Origin of the sequence: Arthrobacter sp. V1I7 (assembly GCF_030817015.1) — a bacterium.
In the GTDB taxonomy this organism is placed as follows: Bacteria; Actinomycetota; Actinomycetes; order Actinomycetales; family Micrococcaceae; genus Arthrobacter.
In genome coordinates this window covers 4158115-4183582 of record NZ_JAUSYS010000001.1, presented here as the reverse complement: position 1 = coordinate 4183582, position 25468 = coordinate 4158115, and the positions used below count along the sequence as shown (strand labels likewise).

Sequence of the window (25468 nt, the reverse complement as noted above, 5' to 3'; positions counted from 1 at the left end):
ATCTTCCGGGCGTACTGTTGGATCATGAGCTGCAACGATGGAGCGCGGTCCCGGTGACCCGCAAATGGCTGCGCTGGGTCCCGGCTGTGGCCGTCCCCGCCGTGATCGCGGGGGGTGTGCTGGTGGGCTCGATGCCGGCGAGCGCCGGTGACCCGCTGCCGGCCAAGACGGCGCAGGAAGTATTGGCGATGATCGCCCAGCACCAGGAGAAGTCCCTCTCCGGAACGCTGGAGCAGACGTCTGAGCTCGGCCTGCCGCAGCTGCCGAAGGCCGGACCGGATGCCGGTCCCCCGGACACCGCGTGGTTGGAGCTGCTCTCCGGCCCGCACACTGCCCGCGTTTACCTCGACGGGCCGGAGAATGCCCGTATCCAGGTGATGGACCGGATGGCGGAGCGCAATGCCGTCAAGCGCGGCAATGAGCTGTGGTTCTACAATTCCAGGGACAACACCGCCGCCCACGCCCAGTTGCCGGCGGGCACCGAACGCCAGCGGACGGGTCCAGGCAGCGTGCGGACCCCGGCGGAACTGGCCGATACTCTGCTGGCCAAACTCGATGAGACTTCGGATGTGACGGTGGGCGCGGACGTCCGGGTGGCCGGGCGGGCCGCGTACAACCTTGTGCTCACGCCCAGGTCCACCGTCACTCTGATGGGTTCCATCGCTATCTCCGTTGACGGGGAGAGCGGATTGCCGCTCGGCGTCGAACTGAAGGCGCGTGGACAGGCCGAACCGGCCTTCCGGGTCGCGTTCACAAGCCTCTCGCTCGACGCCCCGGACGCGTCCGTCTTCGAGTTCAGTCCGCCTCCAGGGGCTACCGTCGAGGAAATCCCGGTTCCGGAGCGCAGACTGGAAGGCTCCGTGCCGCCGTCGTCCAAGCGCCACTCGCCGCAGGGTGAGCATCCCTCCGTTACCGGCACCGGCTGGGAATCCGTGATCGAACTCCCGTCCGGTGCGGGGCTGCCGGATGCCACGTCGGCCGCCCCGCCGTCGACGGACCGCGGACTCCCCGGCGGGTCCGGAGCCGGCGCGAGCGCGCTGCTTGAGCAGGCGGCCGTTGCGGTCCCGGGCGGCAAGCTCCTGTCCACCGCGCTCGTGAACGTCCTGATCCTCGACGACGGGCGCAGCTTCGCCGGTTCCGTGCCTTTGGAACGGCTCCAGTCCGCCGCCGCAGAGGGCTGAGCGGGCGGTGGCGGCGCGCGGTGACGGCAGTGCGGCGGCCCGGTGACCGCCGTCGTGCCGGATGCTGAACTGAGCATCGAGACGCGCGGCCTCAGCAAACGGTTCGGCCACCAATTGGCCGTCGACGGCGTCGACCTGGCCGTGCCAAGAGGCTCGGTCTTTGGCTTTCTGGGACCCAACGGCTCGGGCAAAACCACCACGATCCGGCTCATGCTGGGGCTCGCCGCAGCCACGGGAGGCTCGGTGCGCCTGCTGGGCCAGGAGATGCCCCGGCACCTGCATGAGGTGCTGCCCCGGGTGGGTGCCCTGGTTGAGGGGCCGGCGTTCTACCCGTTTCTGTCCGGCACCGCCAACCTGCACCGCTTCGACGCCGCGGACCCGTATGGGGCCGCCACCACGCGGAAAGCACGGGTCCGGTCAGCACTGGAGCGGGTGGGCCTGAGCCATGCCAGTGAAAAGAAGGTCCGGGCCTACTCCCTGGGCATGAAGCAACGGCTCGGCATCGCCAACGCCCTGCTGGCTCCCCGCGAGCTCCTGGTCCTGGACGAGCCCACTAATGGCCTCGATCCGCAGGGAACCCGCGAGGTCCGAAGCCTGGTGCGCTCGCTCGCGGCGGACGGCGCCACAGTGTTCGTCTCCAGCCATCTGCTGGCCGAGGTGGAACAGATCTGCACCCACGCGGCCATTATGAGTGCCGGCCGGCTGGTGGCACAGGGAACCCTCGAGGAGCTGCGACAGGCAGGGCAGGCGCGGATCCGGGTACTGACCCCCGACGCCGGAGCAGCGGTCCAGGTCCTGGCCGGCCTCGGTTTGACCGTCAACGGCGGCGACGGCAGCAGCTTCGCCGGCGGCAGCTTCGCCGGCACAAGTTCCAGCCCAGGAACGCCGGGCAGCGGCTCCACGCGGGAGGGCAGGGTGCTTTTCGCCCCGCTGCCGGCCGGGGATTCCGACGGCGGCGTGGAACCCGAGACGGTGGTGGCCGCCCTGGTGGCGGCCGGCGTCCGGGTCCGCGGCTTTGCGACCGAACAGGCCAGCCTCGAGGAACGTTTTGTGGCGTTGACCGGGGAGGGCTTCGACGTTGTCCAGTGAATCCTTAGACGGCGAAAACTTGTCCGGCGGGTCCTCCCGGGGAGCCGCGGTCCGCCCCCGGGCCGCCGCTCTGCTGGGGTCCGAACTCGGTGTGATGTTCCGGCGCCGCAGGACCTGGGCGATGCTCTGCGCGCTGGCCGCCATCCCGATCCTGATCGCCGTCGCGGTGCGGCTCTCGTCCCCCGTGCCGGCGGGCCGCGGCCCTGCCTTCCTGGACCGGGTCACACAGAACGGGCTGTTCGTCGGGCTCACCGCCATGCTCGTCTCCGTTCCCCTGTTCCTCCCGCTGACCGTGGGCGTGGTGGCCGGGGACACCGTGGCCGGCGAGGCGGGGATGGGGACCCTCCGCTACCTGCTCGCGGCGCCCGCCGGCCGTGTCCGGTTGCTGCTCGTGAAGTACGCGGGCGCCGTGGTGTTCGCCGTCGCGGCACCGCTGGTGGTGGCTCTGGTCGGGGCGGGAGTCGGCGCCCTGCTTTTCCCGGTTGGACCGGTGACGCTGCTGTCGGGTGACTCCATCGGGACGGGCGAGGCGCTTGTGCGGCTGCTGCTCATCGCCGCGTACCTCGCCGTCTCGTTGCTGGGGCTTTCGGCAATCGGCTTGTTCATGTCGACCCTCACGGACGTGCCCGTGGGAGCGATGGCTGCCACGGTGGTGCTCTCGGTGGTTTCGCAGGTGCTGGACGCCCTGCCGCAACTGGAATGGCTGCATCCCTGGCTGTTCAGCCACTACTGGCTGGAGTTCGGGGACCTGCTCCGCCAACCGGTTTCCTGGGACTCTTTCGCGACAAATGCCCTGCTGCAGGGCGGCTACATTGCACTTTTCGGGGCGCTCGCCTACGGCCGGTTCATCACCAAGGACGTGCTGTCCTGAGGGAGCCGGGCAGCTTCCGCTGCGTCCCGGCGGCCGTGATGCCGTGCGAGTCGCTGTGGTCGGGTCCCATGGTTACAAGGCTGTCCCCAGTGGATGTTTAGGAGACTATCCCCAGCCGAGCTCGTGCAGGCGCTCGTCGGTGATGCCGAAGTGGTGGGCAATCTCGTGCACCACCGTGACCGTGACCTCCTCGATCACGTCCTCGCGGGAGGCGCAGATGTCGAGGATGGGCAGGCGGTAGATGGTGATGCGGTCCGGCAGCGAGCCGGCATCCCACCACGAGTCCCTTTCGGTCAGCGGGACACCCTCGTAGAGGCCCAGCAGCACCGTATCTGGGTCCTCGCCCGGCTGCGGCGTGTAGTCATCCTCGATGAAAATCGCCACATTGTTCATCGTCTTCGCCAGCTCCGGCGGGATCCGGTCCAGGGCGTCGCTCACCGCAGCCTCGAAGTCGGATTCCGACATCGGGAACGGCCCCGGATCCTGGCCGACGCCGGTGTGGTCCCAGTCCTCCGGGTCGGAAGGGACGATGGGGAGGCCGGGCGGCAGCGAAGCGGGCATAGCTGAACTCTAATGCCGAACCCCGATCGCGAACCCTAGGAGTGGCCTAGCGGGACCGCCGCCGGGTCAGCGCCACGCCCGCCAGGCAGATGACGCCGCCAACCAGGCCCCAGATCGTGGGAATCTCGCCCAGTACGAGCCAGGAGATCAGGATGGTGGTGCCGGGCACCAGATACGTGGTGGCCGCGAGCCGTCCCGCGTCGATCAGGGAGAGGGCGTAGGCCCAGGTGGTGAAGGCGATCGCGGTCGGGAAGACGCCGAGGTACACCAGGCCGAGCGTGGTGGGCAAGGGGGCGGCCTGGAGCTCGGTGAGCAGCTGGCCGCTGAAGGGCAGGCAGCAGACGGCGCCCACCATGATGCCGAACCAGGTGGCCTGGGCTGCGGGGAATTTCCGCAGCACGGGTTTCTGCACGATCACGCTGACCGCGGCGAGGGCAGCAGCGAGCAGGCACAGCAGCACGCCGGCGACATCCGCCGTCGACCGCTGGCCGGAACCGAGGGCAATCACCGCGACCCCGGCGAAGGCCACCAGGCTGCCGATGATCAGCCAGCGCGGGAAGCCTTCCTTGAGGATGAGACCGGCCATGACCGCGACGAGGATGGGATTGACGTTGATCAGCAGGGCGGCTGTGCCCGCGTCGAGGAGGTGTTCGGCGGCGTTCAGGGCGACGTTGTAGCCGCCAAACCACATGACGCCGTAGGCCAGGATCGGCCACCACTCGCGGCCCTTGGGCAGAGGGCTGTGCTTTCGGTTCTTCCTCAGTTGAGGGAGCACCACGAGTCCCAGCACGACGGCGGCAATCGCCAGCCGGCCGAGCGTCAGGGGGCCGGGGGAGAAGCTGGGACCCACTGCGCGGATCCCCACGAAGGCGGAGGCCCAGAGCACAACGGTGACCACGACGGCGGCGATGCCGAGCCTGCTGATCTGGCCGGGCCTCATCGGCGGTTTCGGGGATGCGGCGGTGGCAGCCTCCGGCGGCACTTCGTGGGTGCTGTCCGGCTGCGAAGTTTTCCGGTGGTTGCTTTCCGGGTGCGGGGAGCCTGTCTGGGCGGTTGTGGCCATGCTGCCAATCTAATCCGTGCCGCGTCCGGGCGGCTGGCGGAAATCGGCCACTTCTAGTCGAGTTCCTGCCAGCCGCCGGAACAGCGGCCTCAGCGGAGCAGGTGCGCCGCGGCCTGGATCGCGGCGGCGACCTCGTCCAGGGCTGCCGATCCATGGCGCCACTGCTGCCAGTGCAGCGGCACATCGAGGTGGCTGGAGGGGGCCAGGACAGTAAGGCGCCGGTGCTGCAGGTCCCCCCCGGTTTCGATTTCAGGCATCAGCCCCCAGCCCATCCCGAGCCGGATGGCTTCGCCGAATTCCTGGGCGGCGGGGACGTAGTGGCGCGGCGGCTGCAGCGGTTTGCGGCTGATCTTGCGCAGGTAGCGGTCCTGGAGATCGTCCTTGCGGTCATAGATGATGACGGGGGCCGCGCCGAGCGTTTCCGCGGTCACGCCGGCGTCGAACCAGCGGCTGGCGAAGTCCGGGCTGCAGACCGGCAGGTAGCGCATGACGCCCAGCCGGCGGGACGAACAGCCGGGCGCGGGCTTGGCGGTGGTGGTGACCGCCGCCGCGGCGGCCCCGCTGCGGAGGAGGTCCAGCGAGTAATCCTGGTCCTCGCGCAGGATTTCCAGCTGCACCGAACCCGCCACCGCAGCCAGGCCCGCCAGCGCCCAGGTGTGCAGCGAATCGCTGTTGATCACCAGGGTGAGCCGGGGATTGGACTCTGCGGTGCCGGGCTCGAGTTCCTCGGCCAGGTCGGCGGAGAGCATGTCCAGTTGGCGGGCAAAGCGCACCACGGCCTGCCCCGCGGACGTGAGTTCCACCGGACGGGTCCGCCGCAGCACCGGACGGCCCACTGCGACCTCCAGGGCGCGGACGCGTTGACTGACGGCCGAGGCGGTGACCGACAAGTGGCTTGCCGCTGCGTCGAAGCTTCCGTACGCGACGATGGCCGCCAGGGTCCGGGCCTGGTCCGGGTGGAGATCAATCATTAGCTGAGCTTACGCTGCGTCAGAATCTTTAAGTGGCTTCATGTTGTTCCGGCATCTACCGTGGGGAGGGTGGTCCTCTCCTCGCTCTCCGGCCTCGCCAGTGGCCTGTCCCTCATCATCGCCATCGGTGCCCAGAATGCCTTTGTCCTCCGCCAGGGCATCCTGCGCTCGCATGTCCTCCTGGTTGTTGCGGTGTGCGCCGTCTCGGACCTCGTGCTGATCATGCTGGGGGTAGCCGGCATCGGCGTCCTGATCGAGCGGGCTCCGGCTGTCCTGGACGTGGTGCGGTGGGCAGGCGCCGCCTTCCTTTTGGCCTACGGCGGCCTCGCGGCCTTCCGGGCCATCCGCGGCGCGCCGTTGGCCGAGCCCGGCGTCCGGCAAGGGGGCACCTGGCTGGCTGCCCTGGGCACGTGCCTATCCCTGACCTGGCTGAACCCGCACGTGTACCTGGACACTGTCCTGCTGCTGGGTTCCCTGGCCGGCGCCCACGGGGCTGATGGGCGGTGGTGGTTCGCGGCGGGAGCGGGACTGGGGAGCATCGCCTGGTTCGCGGCGCTCGGGGCCGGCGCGCGGTACCTAGCGCCGCTGTTCCAGCGCCGTAACGCGTGGCGCGTGCTGGACGCCGGCATCGCCGCCGTGATGATAACGCTCGCCGTGCTGCTCGTGACCTGAGCATCGCGTCCGCCCACCATTCCGCCGGTGCGGTGCCAACGCACGGGATAGCGGAAAGCTGAGGCAGATCCGGAACCGGCCCCGCCGGCTCAGGGGCCGGTAGGCCCTAGCCCGCTCAGTGTCGGGGGTTCACGATTGCTGGTATGACAGCATCCTCGGCTTCCGCCCGCGAGAGAAAGCGCGCAGCCATCGGTACTGCCGCCTTCGCGGTTGCCCCTGCAACGGTCGCCGGCGTGGTGCCGTGGCTTCTGACCCGCTGGGAAGTGGAGGCCCCGGTCCCGGGCGGGATACCTGCGCAGATCAGCGGCGCCCTGCTGATCGGCGCAGGCGCGGCCGTGATCGCGAACTCCTTCGTACATTTCGCGGCCGAGGGCATCGGAACCCCCGCACCATTTGCCCCTCCCAGGCAACTGGTGGTTGGCGGGCTCTACCGGTACGTGCGGAATCCGATGTACGTGTCCATTGCGGCGGCCATCGCCGGGCAGGGATTGCTGCTGGGCCAGCCGAAGCTCTTTGTGGCCCTGGGTATCGGCGCCGTCCCGGTGGTGGCCTTCGTCCGGCTGTACGAGGAGCCGGCACTGACCCGGAAGTTCGGTGCGGTCTATGAGGAGTACCGCCGTAATGTCCCGCGCTGGCTGCCCAGGCTCACTCCATGGCGGCGCGAGGGCGCGGAACCGTCCCGGGGCTAGGCTGTCGGTGGGCCGGGGGTCATGGGCCCGGCCGCTACTTTCCGCGTCCGGACCGGCCTCGAGCGCCAGCCCTCCGGAACGCCTGAATCTTGAACGTGGAGCCAGGTCCCTCGGTCCACCGCGCCCCGTCTTGCACCCATTTTGCACCAGCGGGGCGGCCGGTTTTGGATTATCCGGGGGTCTGCCCTTATAGTTTTATAGTCCAGTTCGGAGGAACCCGAAAGGACAAAAACGAAAGGCTTCGGCCCTTAATTTTTGCCCTTGTTATCGCGTGTTTAGCCGGATGGCGTCCTGGCCCCCATCGTCTAGCGGCCTAGGACACCGCCCTTTCACGGCGGCGGCACGGGTTCGAATCCCGTTGGGGGTACGCAAGGAACTGGTCAAACCGGGTGTGAAAGTCTGGTAGGCTAAAGGCCTTGAAAAATTGCAGTAGCGATACTGCAGAGAAGCAAGAAAACAGCAAGGCCCTGTAGCGCAGTTGGTTAGCGCGCCGCCCTGTCACGGCGGAGGTCGCGGGTTCAAGTCCCGTCAGGGTCGCTCTGATTGCCGGAAGAAGTTCCGGCTCTCAAGGTGACACGTCACCTAGGCTCTGTAGCTCAGTTGGTAGAGCGTTCGACTGAAAATCGAAAGGTCACCGGATCGACGCCGGTCGGAGCCACCAGCTAGAACCCCGCAGTTCCCCGTTTATACACGGGAACTGCGGGGTTTTTTCGTTGCCCATGAACTCGAGGTTTCGGCGTCGATCAGCCCGAATCAGCGATATTACGGAGAGGACCTCTGGTATTCGCTTGGTAGGAGCCTGTCCTCGTGACTGAGCAGCGCCAGCATGACCGCAGTCATGCGGTCTGTCGACCGGCGAGCTCCTGGGCTCTGAAAACAGCTGCGTCAGTGGCTTTTCCAAACAATTCCCTGATACCGCCTTCCTCCAGAATGGCCAGAGCGGCGGCGGTTGTGCCGTTCGGGCTGGTGACTTGCGCACGCAATTCACCGGGCGACCTGTCCGTACTGGCCAATAGCTCGCTCGCGCCCCTGAACGTTCCATTGACCAGCAATGCTGCCTGATTAGGCGTGAAGCCCTTGTCAATGGCGACTTCCGTGAGTTGCTCGATGAGGAAGAAGACGTAAGCCGGACCAGACTCCGAGATGCTCGTGACCGAATGAAGCTGGTTCTCGGGAACTGTGAGTACAGCCCCCACGGTGATGAAGAGTTGCTCAACGAGCGCCATGTCCTGTTCGCTCGCCCTTGTTCCTGCGCTGATGCCGGTGACGCCTTTCCCGACAAGGGCCGGGGTGTTTGGCATGACGCGGATCGCCGAAACGTAATCGGGCAGCAGCGACTCCAAGGTAGCAATGGTAATGCCGGCCGCGATGCTGACAATAACGGCACCGGGTTTGACCGCGCCTCCAATCTCCTTGAGAACTCGGGGAATTATGTCGGGTTTGAGGGCCAGGACTACGATGCCTGCGTCGGTGACGGCCTTGACGTTGGCGGCTGGATCGGTAGCCGCGTCATAACCCGTTACGTCTTCGACGCCGGTCAGCTCCTGCATCTGTGGGGACCACTGACCGGTAGCGCGGATGCCGCCCGTGACTTTCACCTTCGCGTTCAGCAGGCCGCGAATGATCGCTCCGCCCATTGCTCCTGCTCCCAGGAATGCCACTGAGGGCAGGACAGTAGGTTCGTTGAGGTTCATTTGATTTCCGTTCTGACTTTCTGGGGGTGGAGCGCGGAAGCGGTGGGCGGTGAGGCTGACCGCCTGTTCGTGCAGGAATGGCAGCTGCCCGACGCGGACGGCCGGGGGACCGGTATGAGTGGACCGCCCAGTCCGGTCGTCAACCGGTGGCGTCGACGAGCGCCTTCCAGGAAACGCCGGGCTAGTTAAGGGCAGGCAAAATCTTGCCGGGGTTGAGGATGTTCGTCGGGTCCAGCACGCGCTTGATTTCGCGCTGAATTTCCAGGACTTCGTCCTGCTGTTCCAAGGGCAGCCAGCGGACTTTGTACTGGCCGATTCCGTGTTCGCCCGTGATGGTTCCTCCCATGGCCAGGGCAACGCGCACCGATTCGTCCAGTGCGGCGTCCAGGTGGGGAACCTTGTCCTTCTGGCCCGACCCCACCCAGAACGTGGGGTGGAGGTTTCCGTCGCCTGCGTGGGCCACGACCTTGAGCCCGACGCCATGTTCTACTGCCATTCTCTGCATTTCCGCAATGTAGTCCACCAGCCGGGACCTTGGAACGGCGACGTCTTCACCCACGCTGTATTCGTCGTCAATCTCGCCGCCCCTGCTGCCGCGGCGCAGCTCGACCAATGCTGCGGCTTCGCCGTCTGCATCATCCAGAAGGGTGGCTCCCCGCGACTCCAGGAGAGTGCGGATATGCGCGGCCTCAGCCGCAGCACCGAAGCCGTCGGTCTGGATCAGGAGGAGTGCCCCGCCCAGCGCGCGCAGCTGGGTGTTGCGCAGTCTGTCGAGCTGGGAGAGGGTGTTGGCGTCCAGCATTTCCATGATTGAGGGCTGGATCCGTGCTTGACCGATGGCCAGCACTCCCGCAGCGGCATCCGTGAAAGCGGGAAAGAACGCGGCTATAGTGTGGACCTCCCGCGGCAGGTACCGAAGGCGGACCGTGGCCCCCACAACAACGCCAAGGGTTCCCTCGGAGCCAACGAACAGCCCGGTTAAGTCGTACCCGGCGACACCCTTGAAAGTCCGGTGTCCCGTAGTGATGAGGGTGCCGTCAGCCAGGACCACCTCAAGGGCCAGCACGGAGTCCCTGGTCACGCCATATTTGGCGCAACGGAGGCCGCCTGCATTTGTGGCTATGTTCCCACCGAGTGTCGATTGGCGGTAGCTTCCCGGGTCCGGGGCAAACATCAGTCCGTATTCAGCAACGGCGGTGTTCAAGTTGACGTTGATGACGCCCGGTTCCACCCTGGCGATCTCGTCCTCCGGATGAATTTCGAGAATCTTGTCCATCTTCTGCAGGTTCAGCACAATGCAGCGCCTTGTGGCGTGGGCGCCGCCGGAAACGCCGGTCCCGGCGCCGCGGGTGACCACCGAAATCTGCTGGCTGTGGGCCAGCTTCATGACTGTTTGAACCTCGGAGACAGATACCGGCCACACCACCGCGATGGGAAGGTGGAAGTCAAGGACAGGGGACTGGTCCACAGCGTTGCTTGCGAGCACTGCCTCGTCTGTGCTGATCCGCACCTCCGGACAGATCGCCTGCAATTCGCCGATGATGGATTCGTTCATCTCTCTGATTCCTTCTGGGTAGGGAGTGTGGTCCGGGCTGCGGAGCGGCCCGCTGCTTGTGAGGTGACGGTAGAGTGATTTTCACTAACGCTCACGAACGGGAACTGGAAATGACCAAGGTGCCCTCCATGGCACAGCTTCAGGCATTTATTGCCGTGGCGGAGACCCTGCACTTCGGGCGGGCGGCCGCCATGCTGCACACCACGCAGCCGCCGCTCAGCCGGTCCATCCAGGCGCTGGAGAAGTCCGTGGGGGTCCCTCTTCTGGAGAGAACGTCCCGGCACGTACGTCTGACCCGCGCTGGCGAGGCTGTTGTTGATGAGGCGCGCTACCTGGTCGCCCGGTGGGAGCGGATAGTGGAAACGGGTCGCAGCGCTGCTGAAGGTGAGGAGCCAACCCTGATGGTGGGCTGTGTGGAAACGGCTGCTTACGGGATCCTGCCCAAAGTGCTTGCGGACTTCAGGACAGAAGTGCCAGGGGTATCCCTGGAGCTGCACGATCTTCATACCCCACAGCAATTGGCGGGCTTGAAGGACCTCTCGCTGGATCTGGGGATCCTCCGGGCACCCGTGGAGGACGACGCCGTCGACTTTGAATTTGCCTACCATGACTACCTTGTGGCGGCCTTGCCGGTGAAGCATCCGTTGGCGCAGGCGCAGGTTGACCTCATCGATCTGCAGGATGAGGAATTCGTTTTGTATGACCAGAAAATCGGCCGCGGAATTTCCACCGCTTTTATCAGTGCCTGTACAGCGGCCGGTTTCCGGCCCCGGATCAAGCATCTGACGACAAGCACTCCGATGCTGCTGGCGCTAGTGGCGGCGGGGGAGGGGACCGGCGTCGTATCCGGGCCGGTGTCGCTTATTCCGCGGCCCGGAGTTGCCTTCGCGGAGTTCAAGGGCCGTCCGGCGCGATCCACTATTGCCATGGCGTGGAGGAAGGGCGAAGACGATCCCACGCTGTCAACTCTCCGCGACATCATTCGGAGGCATGGAGATGACAGTAATTACATGTCCTCCAAAGCCTGACATGTTCAGCTCCGGTTCATTGCGGACCGGCAGAGGGCGACGGCGGATACCGGCGTAGCTCATCGGATCAGGTCCAACTCGCGTACCTCCTGGATGGACCGTGCCCCGCAGGCTGCCATGGCCATCCGCAGTTCATAGTGCAGGCGTCGTACCACCGCTTCGACACCGCGCTGGCCGTCTACAGCAAGCCCCCAAAGGGCGGGCCGTCCCAGCAGCACCCCGCTGGCACCCAAAGCAATCGCCTTCACGACGTCGGTTCCACGCCTGATTCCACCGTCCACCAGCAGCGGCACGGCCGATCCAAGGGCGGCCGCGACAGCAGGCAGGGCAAGGGCCGTCGGGACCGTTGTGTCCAGGTTCCGGCCACCGTGGTTGGAGACAATGACCGCCGAGGCACCGCTGTCGGCCGCCAAGAGGGCATCCTCGGGGTGCAGAATGCCCTTGACCGCCACGGGCATCCCTGCCGCCTGAATCAGTGCAGCCAGCTTGTCCCACACGAGTCCTGCATCCAGCGCCGGTCTGTAGATATCGTCAAAGTGCGCTGGTGGCCTCGTCTGGAACGGTGCTTTGGCCAGCACGCCAAATTCCATACCGACGGGCAGGGTAACGCCGTCCCAGCCCTGCCTTTCGCGCAGGCCGGCCACCGGGGTGTCGACTGTGAAGACCACTCCGGTGGCACCGTATTCCCTGGCCTCGGCCAGCAGCTCGTGGACGAAACCGGTGTCCGGCGGGACGTTTACCTGCATCCACCACTGCCCCGTGGCTGCGGCGCTGACGTCCGGGATGGTGCTTGTCGTGTACGAGCTCAAAACAAACGGTGCCCCGGCTGCAGAGGCACCGGCCGCCGTCGCTGGTTCGCCGGCTGCGTTCATCAACCTGTGGCAACCGGTAGGACCCACCACGATGGGGTGGGCATGGTCGGATCCCATGAAGGTTGTACTGGTATCAATGTTCCTGACGTCCCGGCATACCCGGGGCAGCAGCCGCCAGGAGTTCCAGCTGGTCGAAGCCTCCGACATCGTGATTTCGTCGGCCGCGCCGGAATCAACGTACTTCCATGCTGATTCCGGCGCTATTTCGCTGGCAAGCTGCTCGCACACCGCCAGCGGGACGTATGCCGGGGAAGCGGACAGGTCAGTCACGCCGCGGGCTCGTGAGTCAGGGCGCCCGCTTCCACCAGTGCCTGCCGGATGGCGTCCAGTGAAGCGTCATCTTCAACGGGGAGCTTCGGCTTCCGCGGGTATCCGCCGGGCTGGCCGAGGATGTTCATGGCAGCCTTGAGCGAGGCCTGCATTCCGCCATAGCGCCAGTTGTAGTCATCCTCGCTGCCGCGCAGGGTGTCGTTCAGGGTATGGACAGCATCGGCGATCTCGAGCGCCTCTGCCACCCGCCCGGCTTGGAGGTGGTTGAAGAAGTCCGGCTGCCTGCTGCCCAGGAGCATGCCCGAGCCGAAGTGCCCGTCACCGCCGTAGCCGCCCAGGATCAAGGACGCGCCAAGCCGTGAAAGCATGTGGCCGAAGACCCTCAGCTCATCTCCGACAGCAGCGATGGTCTCCAGGAACTCCGGCAAACTGTCGGTGCTCTGTTTCACGCCGACGACGGTGGGGATCTTTGCCAGGTTGACGATCTGGGAAACGGAGAGTCGGGTTGCGGAGTCCTGCGGGAAGTTGTAAAGCCAGCCTGGCAGTTCAGTCGACGCGAAGATCTCCTTGAAGTAGTTCTCGGCTTCCCTGGCCGTGGGACGGGCTCCGACGGGAACCGCCGCCATGACCGACTCCGCACCGGCTGAGGCCGCGTGCCTTGCCAAACGCACAGCGACCTGGGTGGTAGGGGCGGTGACGTTCACGGCAACTGGTGCGCGCCCGGCTGCCACTTCAACGGCGATTTCGGCCAGACGCTTACGTTCCTCAATGCTCTGGCTGACCCATTCACCCGTGCTCCCATTGACGAGGATTCCGTGTGCGCCCTGGCTGACCGTTATGTCGGTAACCCGTGCGAAGGCTTCCTCGTCGAGTTTCCCTTCCTCTGTGAAGGGAGTGACAAGGGCGCTCCAGTAGCCGGCCCATTGAACGTCATTGCGGTCCATGAAAATGTGCTCATTTCTTATCTGATATCAAAGGATGTTGGACGGTGTGCGGTAGGAATGCGCACCTCGATGGTCCTATCGGGCAGACTTGCTGACCCAGCGGAGCGGATGGGCGAACAGCAGCTTCAGTCCCTTTTCCGTCAGGAAGCCCATGGCACCAAGGCTGATCATGCCGGCGATGACATAGTCGAAGCGGAACTGGTTATAGGAATCGATCAGGACGTAACCCAGTCCTGATTTCGCCCCCAACATTTCGGCTATGACCACCGTGGTCCAGGCGATGGCGATTGCAACACGGAGCCCGGTCACGATGGACGGAAGCGCTGCGGGGAGGACCACCCGGATAATGACTTCCCTCCGGTTTGCGCCCAGCATCTCGGCAGCCCTGATGAGTTGGAGGGAGACGGATCGTGCTCCGTCCAGAGTGTTGACGTAGATGGGGAAAAAGCTGGCGAGGGCTGTCAGGAAGATGGCCGGGCTATTGCCGATGCCGAAGATCACCAGGGTCAAAGGAACCCATGCCGTGATGGAGATGGGGCGGATGGAACTGATCATTGGGTCAACGGCGCCGCGAACCAGCGAGGACACGCCTCCCGAGATTCCCAGCGTAACGGCGAGGGCCGCACCGATTCCAAAGCCGGCAAGGATTCGGGCGATGCTGGCACCCACATGTTCAACCCAGGTGCCCGAGTAGATCGATTGGGGGACCAGTCCGTTTTCCGCGGAGCCGTTGAAGACCCAGTCGATCAAGGCGAAGAAACCGGTGGAGATCGGCGGGAACAATCCATTGGCCAAAGCTTTAGCTTGGCCTGCCCATTCCCAAGACACGAGGAAGGTTAAGGGAACGGCGAGGCAGATCACGATCCGCAGGACGGATTCCCACGTTTTTCTGCTTTGCACTTTGCGCGGGCGTCCGGCCTGCGGCCTGGGGGAAGGCCCTGCGTGCGTCTCCTTGACGCTGTTTGTGATGGTCATGGCGGTCACTTCCGACCGAGGGCGGCCGCGGTCTTGCCGGATGCCTTTTCGAGGAAGCTGTAATCAAGCATTGCCGTCAACTCCACGCTAGTGTCGCGGGGAATTTCCTTTAGCTCGGCCAGAGTTGAGGCAACCTTGTTGAGCTGGTCCTCGTTCAGCTGCGGGTCCCACTTGGTCTGTCCGGCGTTGAGTGCTGCGAGGAGTGCCGCAGGTTCGGTGCTGGTGGCGAATTTGGCGAAGGTGTCCACCCAGAGATTCTTGTCGCCGTTGAGCTTCTCACCCTGCGCGTAGAGGGTATCGACGATCTTCTGTACATCGTCCGGACGGCTATCAATGAGTTTGTCGGTAGCGAGGACGCCACTTGCGACGTAGAAGGAACCGTCGTAGAGCGTCTCGTTGATGGCCGGAACCTCAACGCCGTAGCCGCCAGAGACAGCTATGCCGGAGTTCGGCGGGAAGGTGGTCATGGCATCGACGTCCGCGCGCTGAAGGGCGAGGTTGAGATCATTGAAGTTCTGGAAGTTGACGAATTCAGAGTCCTTGTTGAGGTCCAGACCCTGGGCCTTCATGCCTGTCACCAGATTGACGTACTGGGTGGATCCACGGACCGTGCCGATCTTCTTGCCCTTGAGATCCGCCCAGGAATCGATGCCGCTCTTTGGCGACGCAATGAACACAGAACCGTTGGCGCTGATCCCGGAGACGTACTTGGCCTGCAGCTCCTGCTTGACCAGAAGGGATGCCGCGTTGTTGTAACCGGCCGTGCCCATGTCGATGGAACCGGAGGAGAGTCCGACGATCACGTCGTTGCTGCTCTTGAAAGGAACCAGTTCCACCTTGAGATCGGATGATCCCAGCGCCGCCGGCACCGAAGCCCAGCTGGTCCAGCAGAGGCACGGTACCCACCCGATTTTGATCACGTCTTTGGGTGCCGCCGCGCCCGAGTCTGATGGGGTGGTGGATCCGCATGCGGCCAGGAACAACATCATTGTTGTGGCCAGCAGAATGGAAAGCTTGCGCTTCATTGAATTTCAACTCCTACGAAAAAAGGGGGACTGATGCGGGGGAGGTGCAGATACGTCAGGCGCGAGCTTCGAGGCGGTCCGCGCGGACAGCCTCGGAGTGCAGGCTGTCGAATAGGTGGGCTTTCAGCGCCATGAATTCGGGGGTGGTGGTCATGGCGTAACTGCGGGGACGGGGGAGCTTAACCCGGATGTCTTCTGTGATCCTGCCGGGCCGCGCTGACATCACGACGACGCGGTCTCCAAGAAGCAGTGCTTCGTCGATGTCATGGGTTACGAAAAGCACGGTCTTGCGCTGCTGTTCCCAGAGTTCCAGGACCAGTTCCTGCATGATGATGCGCGTCTGTGCGTCAAGGGCGCCGAAAGGCTCGTCCATGAGGAGGACGGACGGATCGTTCACCAGGGCGCGGGCAATTCCCACACGCTGAAGCATGCCTCCGGAAAGTTCCATCGGTAGGGCATCTTCGAAGCCTTCGAGGCCCACTCTTTTCAGGATCGTCGCGACTTTCTCCCCATTGTCGCGCCGGCCTTTGGCGGTCTTCAGGGTGAGCCCGAAGCCGACATTCTTCTCCACCGTCAGCCAGGGGAAGACATTGGCGTTCTGGAAGACAACGCCCCGGTCGGTGCCGGGGCCTTCAATGTATTTCCGGTCCACGGTGGCAGCGCCGTCCGTTGCCTGGACAAATCCGGCAATGACGTTCAGTGCCGTGGACTTACCGCATCCGCTGGGGCCGAGCAGGCAGACAAACTCACTGTCGCCGATAGACAACTCCAGTCCACTAAGGGCAGTCACCGGGTCACCGTTCCGCTGCGACGGCGGAAACATTACTTCAACGTTCGATAGGTCGATACGTGCCACTGCTTTACCTCCAAAATGTTGTTGCAGGTGTGATCGGTGACACCTGAATGGACTCTTGAAGAGAAACTCTAGGGTTTCCCTTTGATGACTGTCCAATGCCTTTAATGCTCCAATCAATGTCTATCAAGTCATCAATATCCAGGGCTTGCGCTGTCTCGGATGTGGCGTAGCGGACGGCGCAGTATTTAACGGGCACGCAAAAAGGCGCGGACCTCCGGGATCCGAGGTGAGTTTGCTAACCCAATTCGGTACCGGAGGCCGCGCCCCTGGCGTCACGCCAGGCGCATCAAGTCCTGACGTGGAATTATCCTTAGAGGACAGTTGTCCGTGAAAGGGACAGTGACTTGGTTTCGCGGAAGGAGAACTTGACGACGACGGCGGAGACTACCGCCATGGCCATCAGGTAGAAGGCAGGGGCCAGCGGGGTTCCGAAGCTGGCCACGAGGCCTGTGGCAACGAACGGTGCCGTGCCGCCGAACAGGACGTAGGCGAGGGTGTAGCCGATGGCGGATCCAGAGGAGCGAACCGAGCTGGGGAACATCTCCACGAGGGCCGGAACGTTGGATGTTCCGATCACGGCCACCAGCGATCCCAGGATGCTGGTTCCCAGGATTGCGAAACCAAGGCCCAGAGGCATGATGGAGAATGCCGGAATGGTCAGCACGACAAAGCCGAGGCAGGCCGCCAGCAGCATGGGTTTGCGTCCGAACCGGTCGCTGGCCCGTGCGGCAAACGGACAGGCCACTGTGTAAACCAGCATGGTGATAACGCTGGTGATCATCGATTCCGTGCTGGAGTAGCCCAAGCTGGAGGTCATGTACGCGATCATGTAGCTACTCATGAGGTAGTAGGCGATCGCGTTCGTGATGCTGTAGCCAAACAGGGTGAAGATCTGCCGGGAGCACAGCCTGATGGCATCTCCGAGCGGGCGCTTGGCCACATTCCCCTTCTGTTCAAGCCCGCGGAAGATGGGAGTATCGTCCACCCGTGACCGGATGTAGAGGCCGATCAGGCCAAGCGGGGCGGCGAGCAGGAACGGGATGCGCCAGCCCCAGGCTTGGAGGTCCGGCGTGCTGAGGTTGGCCGTAATGGCCGCGCCCAGCAGTGCGCCGGCCACAGAAGCCAGTCCTACAGTGGCGGGGATGATGCTGGCGTAGGTGGCGCGCTTTCCTTCCGGGGCGTATTCGACAATGAACGCGGAGGAACCGGTATATTCTCCGCCGGTGGTGAAGCCCTGGATGGCGCGGAACACAAACAGTAGGATCGGCGCCCAGACGCCGATCACGGCGAACGTGGGCAGGATGCCGATGCAGAACGTGGCCGCACTCATGATCAGGACGCACAAACCGAGCATTTTGTTGCGGCCGATTCTGTCGCCGTAGCGGCCGAAGAAGGCGGCCCCCAACGGCCTGGCGATAAAGCCGCCGGCGAAGATGGCCCACACGGCCATCAGGGAGGCCGTCGTGGAGTAGTCGGGGAAGAAAAGTTTAGCGATCGTCACGGACATCACGGCGTATGCAGCGGAATCGAACCATTCCACAAAGTTCCCGACGGCCGCCGCGGCGGCTACGCGCTTGAGGTTCCGGCGCGGGGAGGACTCAGTTCCCACCGGGTTCTCGGTCAGTGTTTTCATGAGGCTAGTCCTTCATTGCGGTCTGACGGTGCTGGGTCGGGAAGTGCACGAAGCTCTGCCCGCTGAACTTTTCCTGTTGCCGATTTCGGCAGCGCGGTGACGTACTCGATGTAGCGCGGATAAGCGAAGCGGGAGAAGTTCTCCTTAACGTGGGCAACGATCGACTTGTTCAGTTGGGCGTCGCCGCTGTGGCCCGGCATCAGTTCCACCCATGCTTTGATGGATTGGCCGCGGAGCTCATCCGGAACGCCCGTCACTGAAACGTCTTTGACGGGGTCAAGTTCCCTGATGACAGCTTCCAGTTCGTAGGGTCCTACCCGGTAACCGGACGTCTTGATCACATCGTCGATCCGTCCCAGGAACCAGAAGTACCCGTCGTCATCAGCGTAGGCCTGGTCCTTTGTGTGGTACCAGTTACCGCCGAATGCGGCCACCGACGCTTCGGGCATGTTCCAGTATCCCAACGGGTACTGGGGGTTGGAACGGGCCCGGAGGCAGATCTCGCCGGTGGCGCCCACGGGAACTTCGTTTTCTCCTTCATCCAAAAGCCGGACCTCCCAGCCGGGGAGCGGGCGTCCCATCGAGCCGGACTTCACGGGGACGTCAGGGAAGTTGCCCAGCAAGGGGTAGGACTCGGTGGATCCGTAGTAGTCGAGCAGGGTGGTTCCGAACTGGACCCGGAACCAGTCAATGAGGTCAGGTGTCAGCGGCTCGTTGGAGGAGCAGACCGTACGCAAAGACAGCGGGAAGCGGGTGCCGGCGTCGGGAACGTCCTCCCGCATTTTCCGCAGGAAGGTGGGGTTGACCAGGGCACTGGTGACCTTGTTCCGTTGCAGGCTGTCCAGCAGGGCTGCGGGATCGAAGCCGCCGGCCGGACGGAACACAAGGTGCGTTGCGCCGGCCCGCAGCGGACCCATGAGCTTGGCCAGGGACCAAGCCCAGTCACCCGCGCCGTAGAACACATCACCGTCGCCGAGAGCATGGCAGTAATCGAACTCGTTGTGGCCCAGGAGGGTGCGGTGCGCATGGACTATTCCCTTGGCGCGGCCGGTGGTACCGGAGGTGTAGAAGATGAGGGCTGGGTCATCGGCCTTGGTAGGGACGTCCTGGAACACTGCGGGACGCTCGGCGATGGCGGGGCTGTCGACGTCGATGAAGGCCCCGGTGTACCCGGCAAACAGGTCCTTGCTGGCCTCTTCGGCGATGATCACAGTGGCGCCGCTGTCTCCCAATCGGAAACGTATGGGTTCCGGGGCCCAGAGGAGCGACATGGTGACCAGGATGGCCCCGGTCCTCAGCACGCCGAGGTAGACGGCGGGAGTGTCGGCGCGTTGCGGAAGCAGGACGGCAACGCGGTCGCCCTTTTTGATGCCGGCATCCTGCAGGGTGGCTGCGATCTGGCGGGAGCGGTCCTGGATTTCGCCCCAGTTGACGTCCCGGCGTCCCTCAATCGTGGACTCAAGGATCAGGGCACGCTTGTGACGCGGGTGGCGGTCCGCCACGTCCACGGCCATGTTATAGACCTCGGGGACCTCCCAGTTGTGGGAGGCGAGCATCTTGGCGTAGTGATCTTCGACCAGAGATGGTGTTGTGATCATTTCGACCGCCTTAGCGTCCGCGGCCCGCGAGGAAGCGGGCCATTTCGCGCTGCGGTTCGCCCGTCCCGTATGCCTCGCGATGGACCCGCTTAGCTTCGGCCATGGCATCGCTGAGGTCGTCCTCCTCGAGGCTGCGGAGGCGGTTCTTGGTCAGGCGCACGGCGCCCGGGGGAAGCAGGCTGAGACGGGAAGCGAGTTCCTTCGCGTAGTCCAGCACCCCGCCGTCGTCCGCCAGATAGTTCAACAGTCCCAGCCGCTGGGCCTCGGCTGCGTCCACGAGTTCGCCGGTGAGGACAAACTGGGAGGTCTTGGATTTACCCAGGATGCTCCACATGGCCCAGATCCCGGTGATGCTGGGGATGCCGGAAAGTACCTCGGGCTGGCCCATACGTACTTTCGAATCTCCTACGCGGAGGTCAGCGAGGAGCGAGTACTGGAAACCGGAGCCGGCCGCGACTCCATTGACTGCGGCAATGGTGATTTGGTCCAGGTTACGGACCGCACGGTAGAGGCGGTCGAAACCATCGATCCAGGCCTCGGCGGCCGCGTGGTCTTCCGGGTCCATGGACGCGGTCTCGGCGAGATCCTGCCCGGCGCAGAAGGCCCGACCGCTGCCCGTGAGGATGACGCAGCGGATCTCCGTATTGCCCTTGAGCCCTTCGAGGTGGGCGATGAGTTCGTTGCGCATGGATTCGGTCCAGGCGTTGAGTTTGTCCGGGCGGTTAAGAGTGACGATGGCGGTCGAATCGGTCTGGGTGAAGATGACATCCTGGGACACGGGTGGTGTTTCCTTTCATGGTTCCTGCGGGATTGCATCCATCAGAACACCTCCCGATGTGACCGGTCTAACATCAATATCTACTCGCCCTGATACCAAACTGATATGGTCAAGCTCATGGACCTTCACCATCTCAAGTATTTTGTGGTGCTCAGCGAGGAGCTCCATTTCGGCCGGGCGGCGCAGCGGCTGCACATGGCCCAGCCACCACTGTCGCAGCGAATCAAGGACCTTGAAAAGGAACTGGGAGTCCAACTGTTCCACCGCCGGCGGACGGGCGTGGAACTTTCGGAACCGGGTGCGCTACTCCTGGAACACGCACGGAACGTGCTCGAGAACGTCGCGATGGCGCAGGAATCGATCCGGCGGATCCGTCCCGGTGCTTCCGGTGTTCTGCAGGTAGCCGTGCCGCCGGACACTAACCCCAGATCGCTGAAGGTGATGGTGGAATCTTTCGCCTCCGCTGTACCTGACGTGCTATTGAATCTCCACGAACTCACCACCATGGAGCAAGTGGAAAGATTGCGCGACGGCGAACTGGATGTGGCCGTGGTGCGCCACCCGTTGAGCAGCGTCGGCTTCGAATCGGGGCCGGTATCCTCAAACGCCCTAGGGGTGGTCCTCAACGCCTCGCACCCGTTGGCATCACAATCTTCGATCCGGTTACGGGACCTCCAGGGCAACCCGCTGATCATCTTTCCGCGACTCATGGCCCCGCCACTTTATGACCATTTCCTGCATACATGCAGGGACGCGGGCTACCTGCCGTCCGCCATTGTGCACGCGCGCAGCCAGCACTTCACCCACGGACTGATCCTCGCGGGACGCGGAGTGCACTTCAACGAGAGCCCTTGGACCGAGCTGCCCGACGGCATCGTATGGCGGCCTTTGGAAGGTGACCCATTGGCATGGCAGACGTCGGCCATCTGGCTCAAGAGCCGACGCTCAGCCGAGACGGACGCATTCGCGGAAGCCGTCACCGCAGGGCTCCACGCAGGAAAGCCATGAGCAACCGAACTCAAGTATTTTTTGTCCGACCATATTGCGCTACGGCCTGTCGCAAATTGTCCGCCGGGACGAGGCGTCGAAACAGCGAGGACATCAAACACGCCGACCCGCCGCCCAAGTCGAAAGACGACTCCATCAGCCGTGCGTAACGTGACCGCGAATTGAGTCCCGGGATCACGCATTGCGCTGTATTCGCGAGCCCGCCGGTGGTCGGCGGGATGAGGCTGACGAAGATCAGGCGGCGGGCACGAGCGCCGGGTCCAGGGCCATTGGCGGGACCGGGAATGGTTGCCGCGTTCATGGCTTGCACTCTCTGGTCGGGGCGCTCAACGCACCCGCCTGGTTTGGGTTAATCCAAATGGCATGAGCTTGGCGCCGGCGGAATGATGACGGCCGGTAGGCCGGCCTCCCAGCCGGAGTATTGCGGCCGCCAGCTGAATCCAGCGCCCTCGGCCTTCATCGCGTCTTTTGCGCCTGTGTCGCCTTCTCGTCGGGCGTCAGTTGGGCGCGGGGAGCGGCATCGGGTCGGGTGTCGTGGAGGACGTGGGCGATGCGGAAGGGCCGGTTATGGGGGTGAAGCCCTTGACGATCAGCCATACGCCGACGAACACCTCCCAGAGGCCGCCCGGAATCGCGTGGATCGACAGCAGATCGAACCCGAAGACTTCCAGCACGGACCCGCACAGAATGACCGCGTACCCGGCGAGGCCCCAGACGGCCAACGGCCGTGGAAGCAGGCCCGTCCTGTAGAAGACATAACACACAAGCAGGCCGGCTATGCCCAGGGTAAGCATGGCGATGCTGTACGCATAAAGGTGTGTCTGCATGAAGACCGTGCTCAGGCCTTGCAGGTGGAGCGCCTCGGATGCTTCTGCCTGTGTGCTTAATCTGCCGATGGGAATCTGGGCAAGGATCAAAAGGCCCATGATGGCAATGAAGGTGGCATCCATGATCCTGAAGCTCAGGTAGCCGATGGCCATGCGCTCGTTGTGCTGCTTCAGGACAGGGAACATCAGGATCCCGTGAGCGGCGTCGCCGACCACGGTCAGCAACCACCGCTCCGGTTGCCAGCAGCGTGCCGTTTTCCGAAAGCGAGGCGAGCCGGTCCGGCGCGGAAAGGACGGACAGAACGAGAATGTTTCCAGGAATGCCAATAAACATCCCCGCCAGGTAGATCGCCCCCACGGTCCTGGCGGTTGTTCTATATGATCCGATGCCGTTGCGTGCCAGCGCATTCGTCCGTATCTGGTTGTGCATGGTCCCTGTCCCTTTTGTAGTGTGGCTGACCTTGGTTCCAAAAAGTGCCGACGTGATAACCGGGGAGTCCGGCAGATCACGGCTCAGACGGTGACTGCGCGCCCCTTTCCCCTGACCTTCCGGGCGCACAAGGAGGCGGATGGCCTCCGGAGCCTCCTGCCCGGGCTGGTAGATGCGCTGGAAGCGGGCATCGCCCGGCGGGCAGGGAGGACGATGCCGGCCGTAATCAATCGCGGTGAATTCTGGGCCAGTGGGTCTTGGCGAACGAAGCTGAGACACGGGTCTCGCCTCATCCAACGGGGCCAGCGTTGCAGCTCTGCGCTGGTAGAGCGGCCGTGGCCCCAATGACAGAGAACACGCGGCACTTTCTTTAGCGCCGGCTGAGGCCTATGGTCCTCCCCGCTGCCAAGACCCGCAATAGCCAAAACGCCGGAGGTTTCGCGTCCGCGCTGGATCTGCTCCTGGACGGGTTCGACCGGCCCGGGCTGCAAAGGTGGAGTCCCGCGGAGCAGCGGGGGCCGCAGGTCCTCAGATGAGGCCTGTCATCCCGAGCCGGCCGGCCAGTGCGAGGACGCGGCATGCTCGTGGGGCAGCTGCACAACCGCCTGGAAGCAGCCACCGGATGTTGCAGCGGGGACCGGCTCGACGAGCTCCTCGCGGGAGTGGGCACCGTCCTCTCAGACGACGTGCTTGACCGGATCGATGAAATCGTCCCGCCCGGGACCGACGTCGGCACACTCGACCAGGCGTACGTGCCGCCGGCGATCCAGAAGACGGGGCTGCGCCGTCGCCCAGTGAGTGAGCGCTCCGCCGCCTGAGCTAGATGTATTACCCACGGAGGTTGGTGACACGGCTGGCGGGTGGTTGACCCTTGAGTGAGGTGTGGCCTCGGTTGTGATTGTAGTGGTGCAACCAGGCGGGGAAAGCGGCAACACGCTCGGCCTCTGATGCGTAGGGCTTCGCGTAGGCCCATTCGTCGAGCATGGTGCGGTTGAACCGCTCAACCTTTCCGTTGGTCTGGGGGCGATAGGGGCGCGTGCGTTTGTGCTTGATGTCCGCACCGAGAGCCTGGGCGAAGACGCGGGAGCGGTAGCAGGAGCCGTTATCTGTCAAGACCCGGCTCACCGTGATCCCGGCGGCGTTGAAGGCAGCGTTTGCCCGTTCCCAGAAGCCGGCGGCGGTTTCTTTCTTCTCGTCAGAGAGGATCTCGGTGTAGGCAAAGCGGGAGTGGTCATCGACTGCGTTATGCAGGTAAGCGTAGCCGGGCCTGCGGTTGGCGTTTGTGCCGGTCTTGTTCCGGTTCCCCGCGGCCCGGCCGGTCACGCGGTGTCCGCCGCCGTCAGGAATCCGGCCGAGTTTCTTGATGTCCACGTGGACCATGTCCCCGGGGTTCTGGTGCTCGTAGCGGCGGATCACCCTGCCCGTGGCCCGGTCCAGCCACGACAGCCTGGCAAGCCGGTACCGGGAGAGGACCTTGTGCACGGTGGACGGGTGGATACCGAGCAGGTAACCGATCCTCGCCGGCCCCCAGCGGCGGTTGACCCGCAGCGCGATGATTCGTCGTTCCCGCCGGGCAGGAGTGCGGCGCGGGGACCGGGACGGCCGGCTGGAGAGGTCCTCCATGCCGTCTTCGCCCAGCTCCCGGTAGCGGCTGGCCCAGCGCGCCGCGGTCGGGACGGAGACCTGAAAACGTTCTGCAGCCCGACGTAACGGCCAGCCGTCCTCGACAATGCACTTTGCCAGCTCGATCCGTCCCCTGCGGGCGAGAAAAGCATTAGGGTGGGACATTGAAGACCTCCGTTTGTGGAATTGGACTCTAGACAAGCCCCACTCCACTCGGAGGTCTTCTTCATGTCACCACACCACGCCGACCGTCACTAACGTCTGTGGTTAATACAGCTAGATGCCTCGCGGCCGCGTTCTCGCTTTCGATTGATCTCCTGGTCGCATGGACAGCGTCAGCACCCGATCCCGCAGTTCCCATGTTTACACGGGGGTTGCGGGGTTTTTTTCGTTGCCCGGGTGCCCGCATGTGCGCAAACGCAGACGGTCCGGGGAGCTGTTCACATAAAGACAGGGTCCGCCGCGCGTGGCTAGCAGTACGCTGTTGCCACGGTCTAGTTCGAGGAGTACCGATGATCGCCTGGGTCCGCACGTTTGTCCGCCGGCACCTGATTGCCGATGACCCGTGGCCCCAGTACTCCCACCTCGACCAGGTAGACGGCCTCAGCGAAACGCCTCTGAGCCAGCGTGAGGAGCTCGCCGAGATCGACGCGCGGCTTACCGGGGACCGGAACGCATCCGTAACCGGCGTCGAGGCCCAGTCGGTGAGGGACCGGGCCTACCTCCTCGCCCTGGTGAGGGAGCAGGCGGCGAAACTGGACGCCGTTGCGGGATTGGTGGAACAAGCCGAGAAGAGCGGGAATGGCACGCTGTACGCCAACGATGTCCACGCCGCGATCGCTGAACGAGCGGCGGCCTGAAGAACAAATTCCGCAAGAACCCCACACATCCTCGCGGCTGGCTGAAAGGACCCCCAGCTTACGAAACGAATGGTCGCCGTAGCTGAGGCTGGCGGCAGGCCGTTGCCGGTTCGCTGACCTGTGGTTACTCTAGCGGTGGGACGTGGCCCGACCCGGCAAAATGGGGGACGGCCACACGGTGTGCTCGCCATGCCGCTTTCCGCACAGGCTGGCTCCATGGTCTCAAACGATGGAGCCAGCTTGCGGGACGGGCCATCTGAATCGAACGTCCTTTGCGACAGCATGCGCCACGGGCGACGGGTGTTGCGCCTGACAACCCGGCCCAATCCGGCCCAGCCCCTGGAGTCTGCCTCCCGGGATCGGGATCGCCTATCCCCTGGCTTTTCCATCGGCGG

General features: G+C 64.3%; 24 protein-coding genes and 3 tRNA genes. 12 read left to right on the top strand and 15 right to left on the bottom strand.

Annotated elements, in window-relative coordinates; genetic code table 11:
• The first annotated feature begins 53 nt into the window (after positions 1–53).
• From QFZ69_RS19200 to QFZ69_RS19190, 3 genes are read left to right on the top strand one after another with little or no spacing between them, the layout of a single operon-like run.
• The gene (locus tag QFZ69_RS19200) at positions 54–1181 is read left to right on the top strand and encodes a hypothetical protein (protein WP_306913644.1); all 1128 of its coding nucleotides are present in this window, start codon (positions 54–56) and stop codon (positions 1179–1181) included.
• Positions 1182–1223: 42 nt separating this feature from the next.
• Positions 1224–2270: an ABC transporter ATP-binding protein gene (locus tag QFZ69_RS19195; protein ID WP_306913642.1), complete on the top strand. Its 1047-nt coding sequence runs from the start codon at positions 1224–1226 to the stop codon at positions 2268–2270.
• Between the two features lie 19 nt (positions 2271–2289).
• Positions 2290–3141 carry an ABC transporter permease gene (locus QFZ69_RS19190; RefSeq protein ID WP_306919508.1) on the top strand — a complete coding sequence of 284 codons (852 nt, stop codon included), beginning with the start codon at positions 2290–2292 and terminating at the stop codon, positions 3139–3141.
• 105 nt (positions 3142–3246) lie between these two features.
• Here QFZ69_RS19190 and QFZ69_RS19185 read toward each other — a convergent pair whose 3' ends face one another.
• The 3 genes from QFZ69_RS19185 to QFZ69_RS19175 form a co-directional block, all read right to left on the bottom strand.
• Positions 3247–3702, bottom strand: a complete 456-nt coding sequence (locus QFZ69_RS19185) for a metallopeptidase family protein (protein ID WP_306913640.1) — start codon at positions 3700–3702, stop codon at positions 3247–3249.
• A 46-nt stretch (positions 3703–3748) separates the two neighbouring features.
• Positions 3749–4765 carry a DMT family transporter gene (locus QFZ69_RS19180; protein ID WP_306913639.1) on the bottom strand — a complete coding sequence of 339 codons (1017 nt, stop codon included), beginning with the start codon at positions 4763–4765 and terminating at the stop codon, positions 3749–3751.
• An 89-nt stretch (positions 4766–4854) separates the two neighbouring features.
• A complete protein-coding gene (locus QFZ69_RS19175; RefSeq protein WP_306913637.1) occupies positions 4855–5736 on the bottom strand; it encodes an ArgP/LysG family DNA-binding transcriptional regulator in 882 nt (293 codons plus the stop codon).
• Between the two features lie 69 nt (positions 5737–5805).
• Here QFZ69_RS19175 and QFZ69_RS19170 point away from each other — a divergent pair, with 69 nt between their 5' ends.
• The 5 genes from QFZ69_RS19170 (at position 5806) to QFZ69_RS19150 (ending at position 7758) form a co-directional block, all read left to right on the top strand.
• The gene (locus QFZ69_RS19170; RefSeq protein ID WP_306913635.1) at positions 5806–6408 is read left to right on the top strand and encodes a LysE/ArgO family amino acid transporter; all 603 of its coding nucleotides are present in this window, start codon (positions 5806–5808) and stop codon (positions 6406–6408) included.
• 143 nt (positions 6409–6551) lie between these two features.
• The gene (locus QFZ69_RS19165) at positions 6552–7097 is read left to right on the top strand and encodes an isoprenylcysteine carboxylmethyltransferase family protein (protein ID WP_306913634.1); all 546 of its coding nucleotides are present in this window, start codon (positions 6552–6554) and stop codon (positions 7095–7097) included.
• Positions 7098–7391: 294 nt separating this feature from the next.
• Positions 7392–7464, top strand: a tRNA-Glu gene (locus QFZ69_RS19160).
• Positions 7465–7560: 96 nt separating this feature from the next.
• Positions 7561–7634, top strand: a tRNA-Asp gene (locus tag QFZ69_RS19155).
• Between the two features lie 48 nt (positions 7635–7682).
• Positions 7683–7758, top strand: a tRNA-Phe gene (locus tag QFZ69_RS19150).
• A 175-nt stretch (positions 7759–7933) separates the two neighbouring features.
• Here the strand turns inward: QFZ69_RS19150 and proC are convergent.
• Both proC and QFZ69_RS19140 read right to left on the bottom strand, forming a co-directional pair.
• On the bottom strand, positions 7934–8791 hold the full coding sequence (gene proC / locus QFZ69_RS19145; protein ID WP_306913633.1) for a pyrroline-5-carboxylate reductase: 858 nt from the start codon (positions 8789–8791) through the stop codon (positions 7934–7936).
• Positions 8792–8972: 181 nt separating this feature from the next.
• Entirely contained in the window at positions 8973–10346 is a 1374-nt protein-coding gene (locus QFZ69_RS19140) for an FAD-binding oxidoreductase (protein ID WP_306913631.1), read from the bottom strand.
• Between the two features lie 128 nt (positions 10347–10474).
• Between QFZ69_RS19140 and QFZ69_RS19135 the strand changes: the two genes are divergently transcribed.
• Positions 10475–11374, top strand: a complete 900-nt coding sequence (locus tag QFZ69_RS19135; RefSeq protein ID WP_306913630.1) for a LysR family transcriptional regulator — start codon at positions 10475–10477, stop codon at positions 11372–11374.
• 59 nt (positions 11375–11433) lie between these two features.
• Here QFZ69_RS19135 and QFZ69_RS19130 read toward each other — a convergent pair whose 3' ends face one another.
• The 8 genes from QFZ69_RS19130 to QFZ69_RS19095 form a co-directional block, all read right to left on the bottom strand.
• Positions 11434–12516 carry an alpha-hydroxy acid oxidase gene (locus tag QFZ69_RS19130; protein ID WP_306913628.1) on the bottom strand — a complete coding sequence of 361 codons (1083 nt, stop codon included), beginning with the start codon at positions 12514–12516 and terminating at the stop codon, positions 11434–11436.
• Positions 12513–13460, bottom strand: a complete 948-nt coding sequence (locus QFZ69_RS19125; RefSeq protein ID WP_306913627.1) for a dihydrodipicolinate synthase family protein — start codon at positions 13458–13460, stop codon at positions 12513–12515. Before QFZ69_RS19125 ends, QFZ69_RS19130 begins: the two co-directional genes overlap by 4 nt.
• A 75-nt stretch (positions 13461–13535) precedes the next feature.
• A complete protein-coding gene (locus QFZ69_RS19120; protein ID WP_306913626.1) occupies positions 13536–14435 on the bottom strand; it encodes an ABC transporter permease in 900 nt (299 codons plus the stop codon).
• 5 nt (positions 14436–14440) lie between these two features.
• Positions 14441–15460, bottom strand: a complete 1020-nt coding sequence (locus QFZ69_RS19115) for an ABC transporter substrate-binding protein (protein ID WP_306913624.1) — start codon at positions 15458–15460, stop codon at positions 14441–14443.
• A 55-nt stretch (positions 15461–15515) separates the two neighbouring features.
• Entirely contained in the window at positions 15516–16250 is a 735-nt protein-coding gene (locus QFZ69_RS19110; protein ID WP_306913623.1) for an ABC transporter ATP-binding protein, read from the bottom strand.
• Between the two features lie 376 nt (positions 16251–16626).
• The gene (locus QFZ69_RS19105; RefSeq protein WP_306913622.1) at positions 16627–17949 is read right to left on the bottom strand and encodes an MFS transporter; all 1323 of its coding nucleotides are present in this window, start codon (positions 17947–17949) and stop codon (positions 16627–16629) included.
• A complete protein-coding gene (locus QFZ69_RS19100; protein WP_306913621.1) occupies positions 17946–19547 on the bottom strand; it encodes an acyl-CoA synthetase in 1602 nt (533 codons plus the stop codon). The genes QFZ69_RS19105 and QFZ69_RS19100 overlap by 4 nt, the downstream gene beginning before the upstream one ends.
• Before the next feature lie 10 nt (positions 19548–19557).
• Entirely contained in the window at positions 19558–20325 is a 768-nt protein-coding gene (locus QFZ69_RS19095) for an enoyl-CoA hydratase/isomerase family protein (RefSeq protein WP_306913620.1), read from the bottom strand.
• 117 nt (positions 20326–20442) lie between these two features.
• Between QFZ69_RS19095 and QFZ69_RS19090 the strand changes: the two genes are divergently transcribed.
• Positions 20443–21333 (top strand): LysR substrate-binding domain-containing protein, encoded by an 891-nt coding sequence (locus QFZ69_RS19090; protein ID WP_306913618.1) that lies wholly within the window; start codon positions 20443–20445, stop codon positions 21331–21333.
• Between the two features lie 497 nt (positions 21334–21830).
• Here QFZ69_RS19090 and QFZ69_RS19085 read toward each other — a convergent pair whose 3' ends face one another.
• Complete coding sequence (locus QFZ69_RS19085; protein WP_306919507.1) at positions 21831–22376, bottom strand: DUF4386 domain-containing protein; 546 nt, start codon at positions 22374–22376, stop codon at positions 21831–21833.
• 792 nt (positions 22377–23168) lie between these two features.
• Between QFZ69_RS19085 and QFZ69_RS19080 the strand changes: the two genes are divergently transcribed.
• The gene (locus QFZ69_RS19080; RefSeq protein ID WP_306913617.1) at positions 23169–23408 is read left to right on the top strand and encodes a hypothetical protein; all 240 of its coding nucleotides are present in this window, start codon (positions 23169–23171) and stop codon (positions 23406–23408) included.
• A 10-nt stretch (positions 23409–23418) separates the two neighbouring features.
• Here the strand turns inward: QFZ69_RS19080 and QFZ69_RS19075 are convergent, their stop codons facing one another.
• On the bottom strand, positions 23419–24378 hold the full coding sequence (locus QFZ69_RS19075; RefSeq protein ID WP_306913615.1) for an IS481 family transposase: 960 nt from the start codon (positions 24376–24378) through the stop codon (positions 23419–23421).
• Between the two features lie 347 nt (positions 24379–24725).
• On the opposite strand from QFZ69_RS19075, the gene QFZ69_RS19070 reads away from it, so the two are divergent.
• Positions 24726–25073 carry a hypothetical protein gene (locus tag QFZ69_RS19070; protein WP_306913613.1) on the top strand — a complete coding sequence of 116 codons (348 nt, stop codon included), beginning with the start codon at positions 24726–24728 and terminating at the stop codon, positions 25071–25073.
• Positions 25074–25468 lie beyond the last annotated feature (395 nt).

What these genes read in the sequence shown, in the direction of transcription:
- QFZ69_RS19115 (WP_306913624.1), bottom strand. Translation starts at nt 15,460, where the DNA reads ATGAAGCGCAAGCTTTCCATTCTGCTGGCCACAACAATGATGTTGTTC.
- QFZ69_RS19165 (WP_306913634.1), top strand. Translation starts at nt 6,552, where the DNA reads ATGACAGCATCCTCGGCTTCCGCCCGCGAGAGAAAGCGCGCAGCCATC.
- QFZ69_RS19090 (WP_306913618.1), top strand. Translation starts at nt 20,443, where the DNA reads ATGGACCTTCACCATCTCAAGTATTTTGTGGTGCTCAGCGAGGAGCTC.
- QFZ69_RS19100 (WP_306913621.1), bottom strand. Translation starts at nt 19,547, where the DNA reads ATGATCACAACACCATCTCTGGTCGAAGATCACTACGCCAAGATGCTC.
- QFZ69_RS19185 (WP_306913640.1), bottom strand. Translation starts at nt 3,702, where the DNA reads ATGCCCGCTTCGCTGCCGCCCGGCCTCCCCATCGTCCCTTCCGACCCG.
- proC (WP_306913633.1), bottom strand. Translation starts at nt 8,791, where the DNA reads ATGAACCTCAACGAACCTACTGTCCTGCCCTCAGTGGCATTCCTGGGA.
- QFZ69_RS19140 (WP_306913631.1), bottom strand. Translation starts at nt 10,346, where the DNA reads ATGAACGAATCCATCATCGGCGAATTGCAGGCGATCTGTCCGGAGGTG.
- QFZ69_RS19105 (WP_306913622.1), bottom strand. Translation starts at nt 17,949, where the DNA reads ATGAAAACACTGACCGAGAACCCGGTGGGAACTGAGTCCTCCCCGCGC.
- QFZ69_RS19080 (WP_306913617.1), top strand. Translation starts at nt 23,169, where the DNA reads ATGCTCGTGGGGCAGCTGCACAACCGCCTGGAAGCAGCCACCGGATGT.
- QFZ69_RS19180 (WP_306913639.1), bottom strand. Translation starts at nt 4,765, where the DNA reads ATGGCCACAACCGCCCAGACAGGCTCCCCGCACCCGGAAAGCAACCAC.
- QFZ69_RS19120 (WP_306913626.1), bottom strand. Translation starts at nt 14,435, where the DNA reads ATGACCATCACAAACAGCGTCAAGGAGACGCACGCAGGGCCTTCCCCC.
- QFZ69_RS19075 (WP_306913615.1), bottom strand. Translation starts at nt 24,378, where the DNA reads ATGTCCCACCCTAATGCTTTTCTCGCCCGCAGGGGACGGATCGAGCTG.
- QFZ69_RS19175 (WP_306913637.1), bottom strand. Translation starts at nt 5,736, where the DNA reads ATGATTGATCTCCACCCGGACCAGGCCCGGACCCTGGCGGCCATCGTC.
- QFZ69_RS19125 (WP_306913627.1), bottom strand. Translation starts at nt 13,460, where the DNA reads ATGGACCGCAATGACGTTCAATGGGCCGGCTACTGGAGCGCCCTTGTC.
- QFZ69_RS19070 (WP_306913613.1), top strand. Translation starts at nt 24,726, where the DNA reads ATGATCGCCTGGGTCCGCACGTTTGTCCGCCGGCACCTGATTGCCGAT.
- QFZ69_RS19135 (WP_306913630.1), top strand. Translation starts at nt 10,475, where the DNA reads ATGGCACAGCTTCAGGCATTTATTGCCGTGGCGGAGACCCTGCACTTC.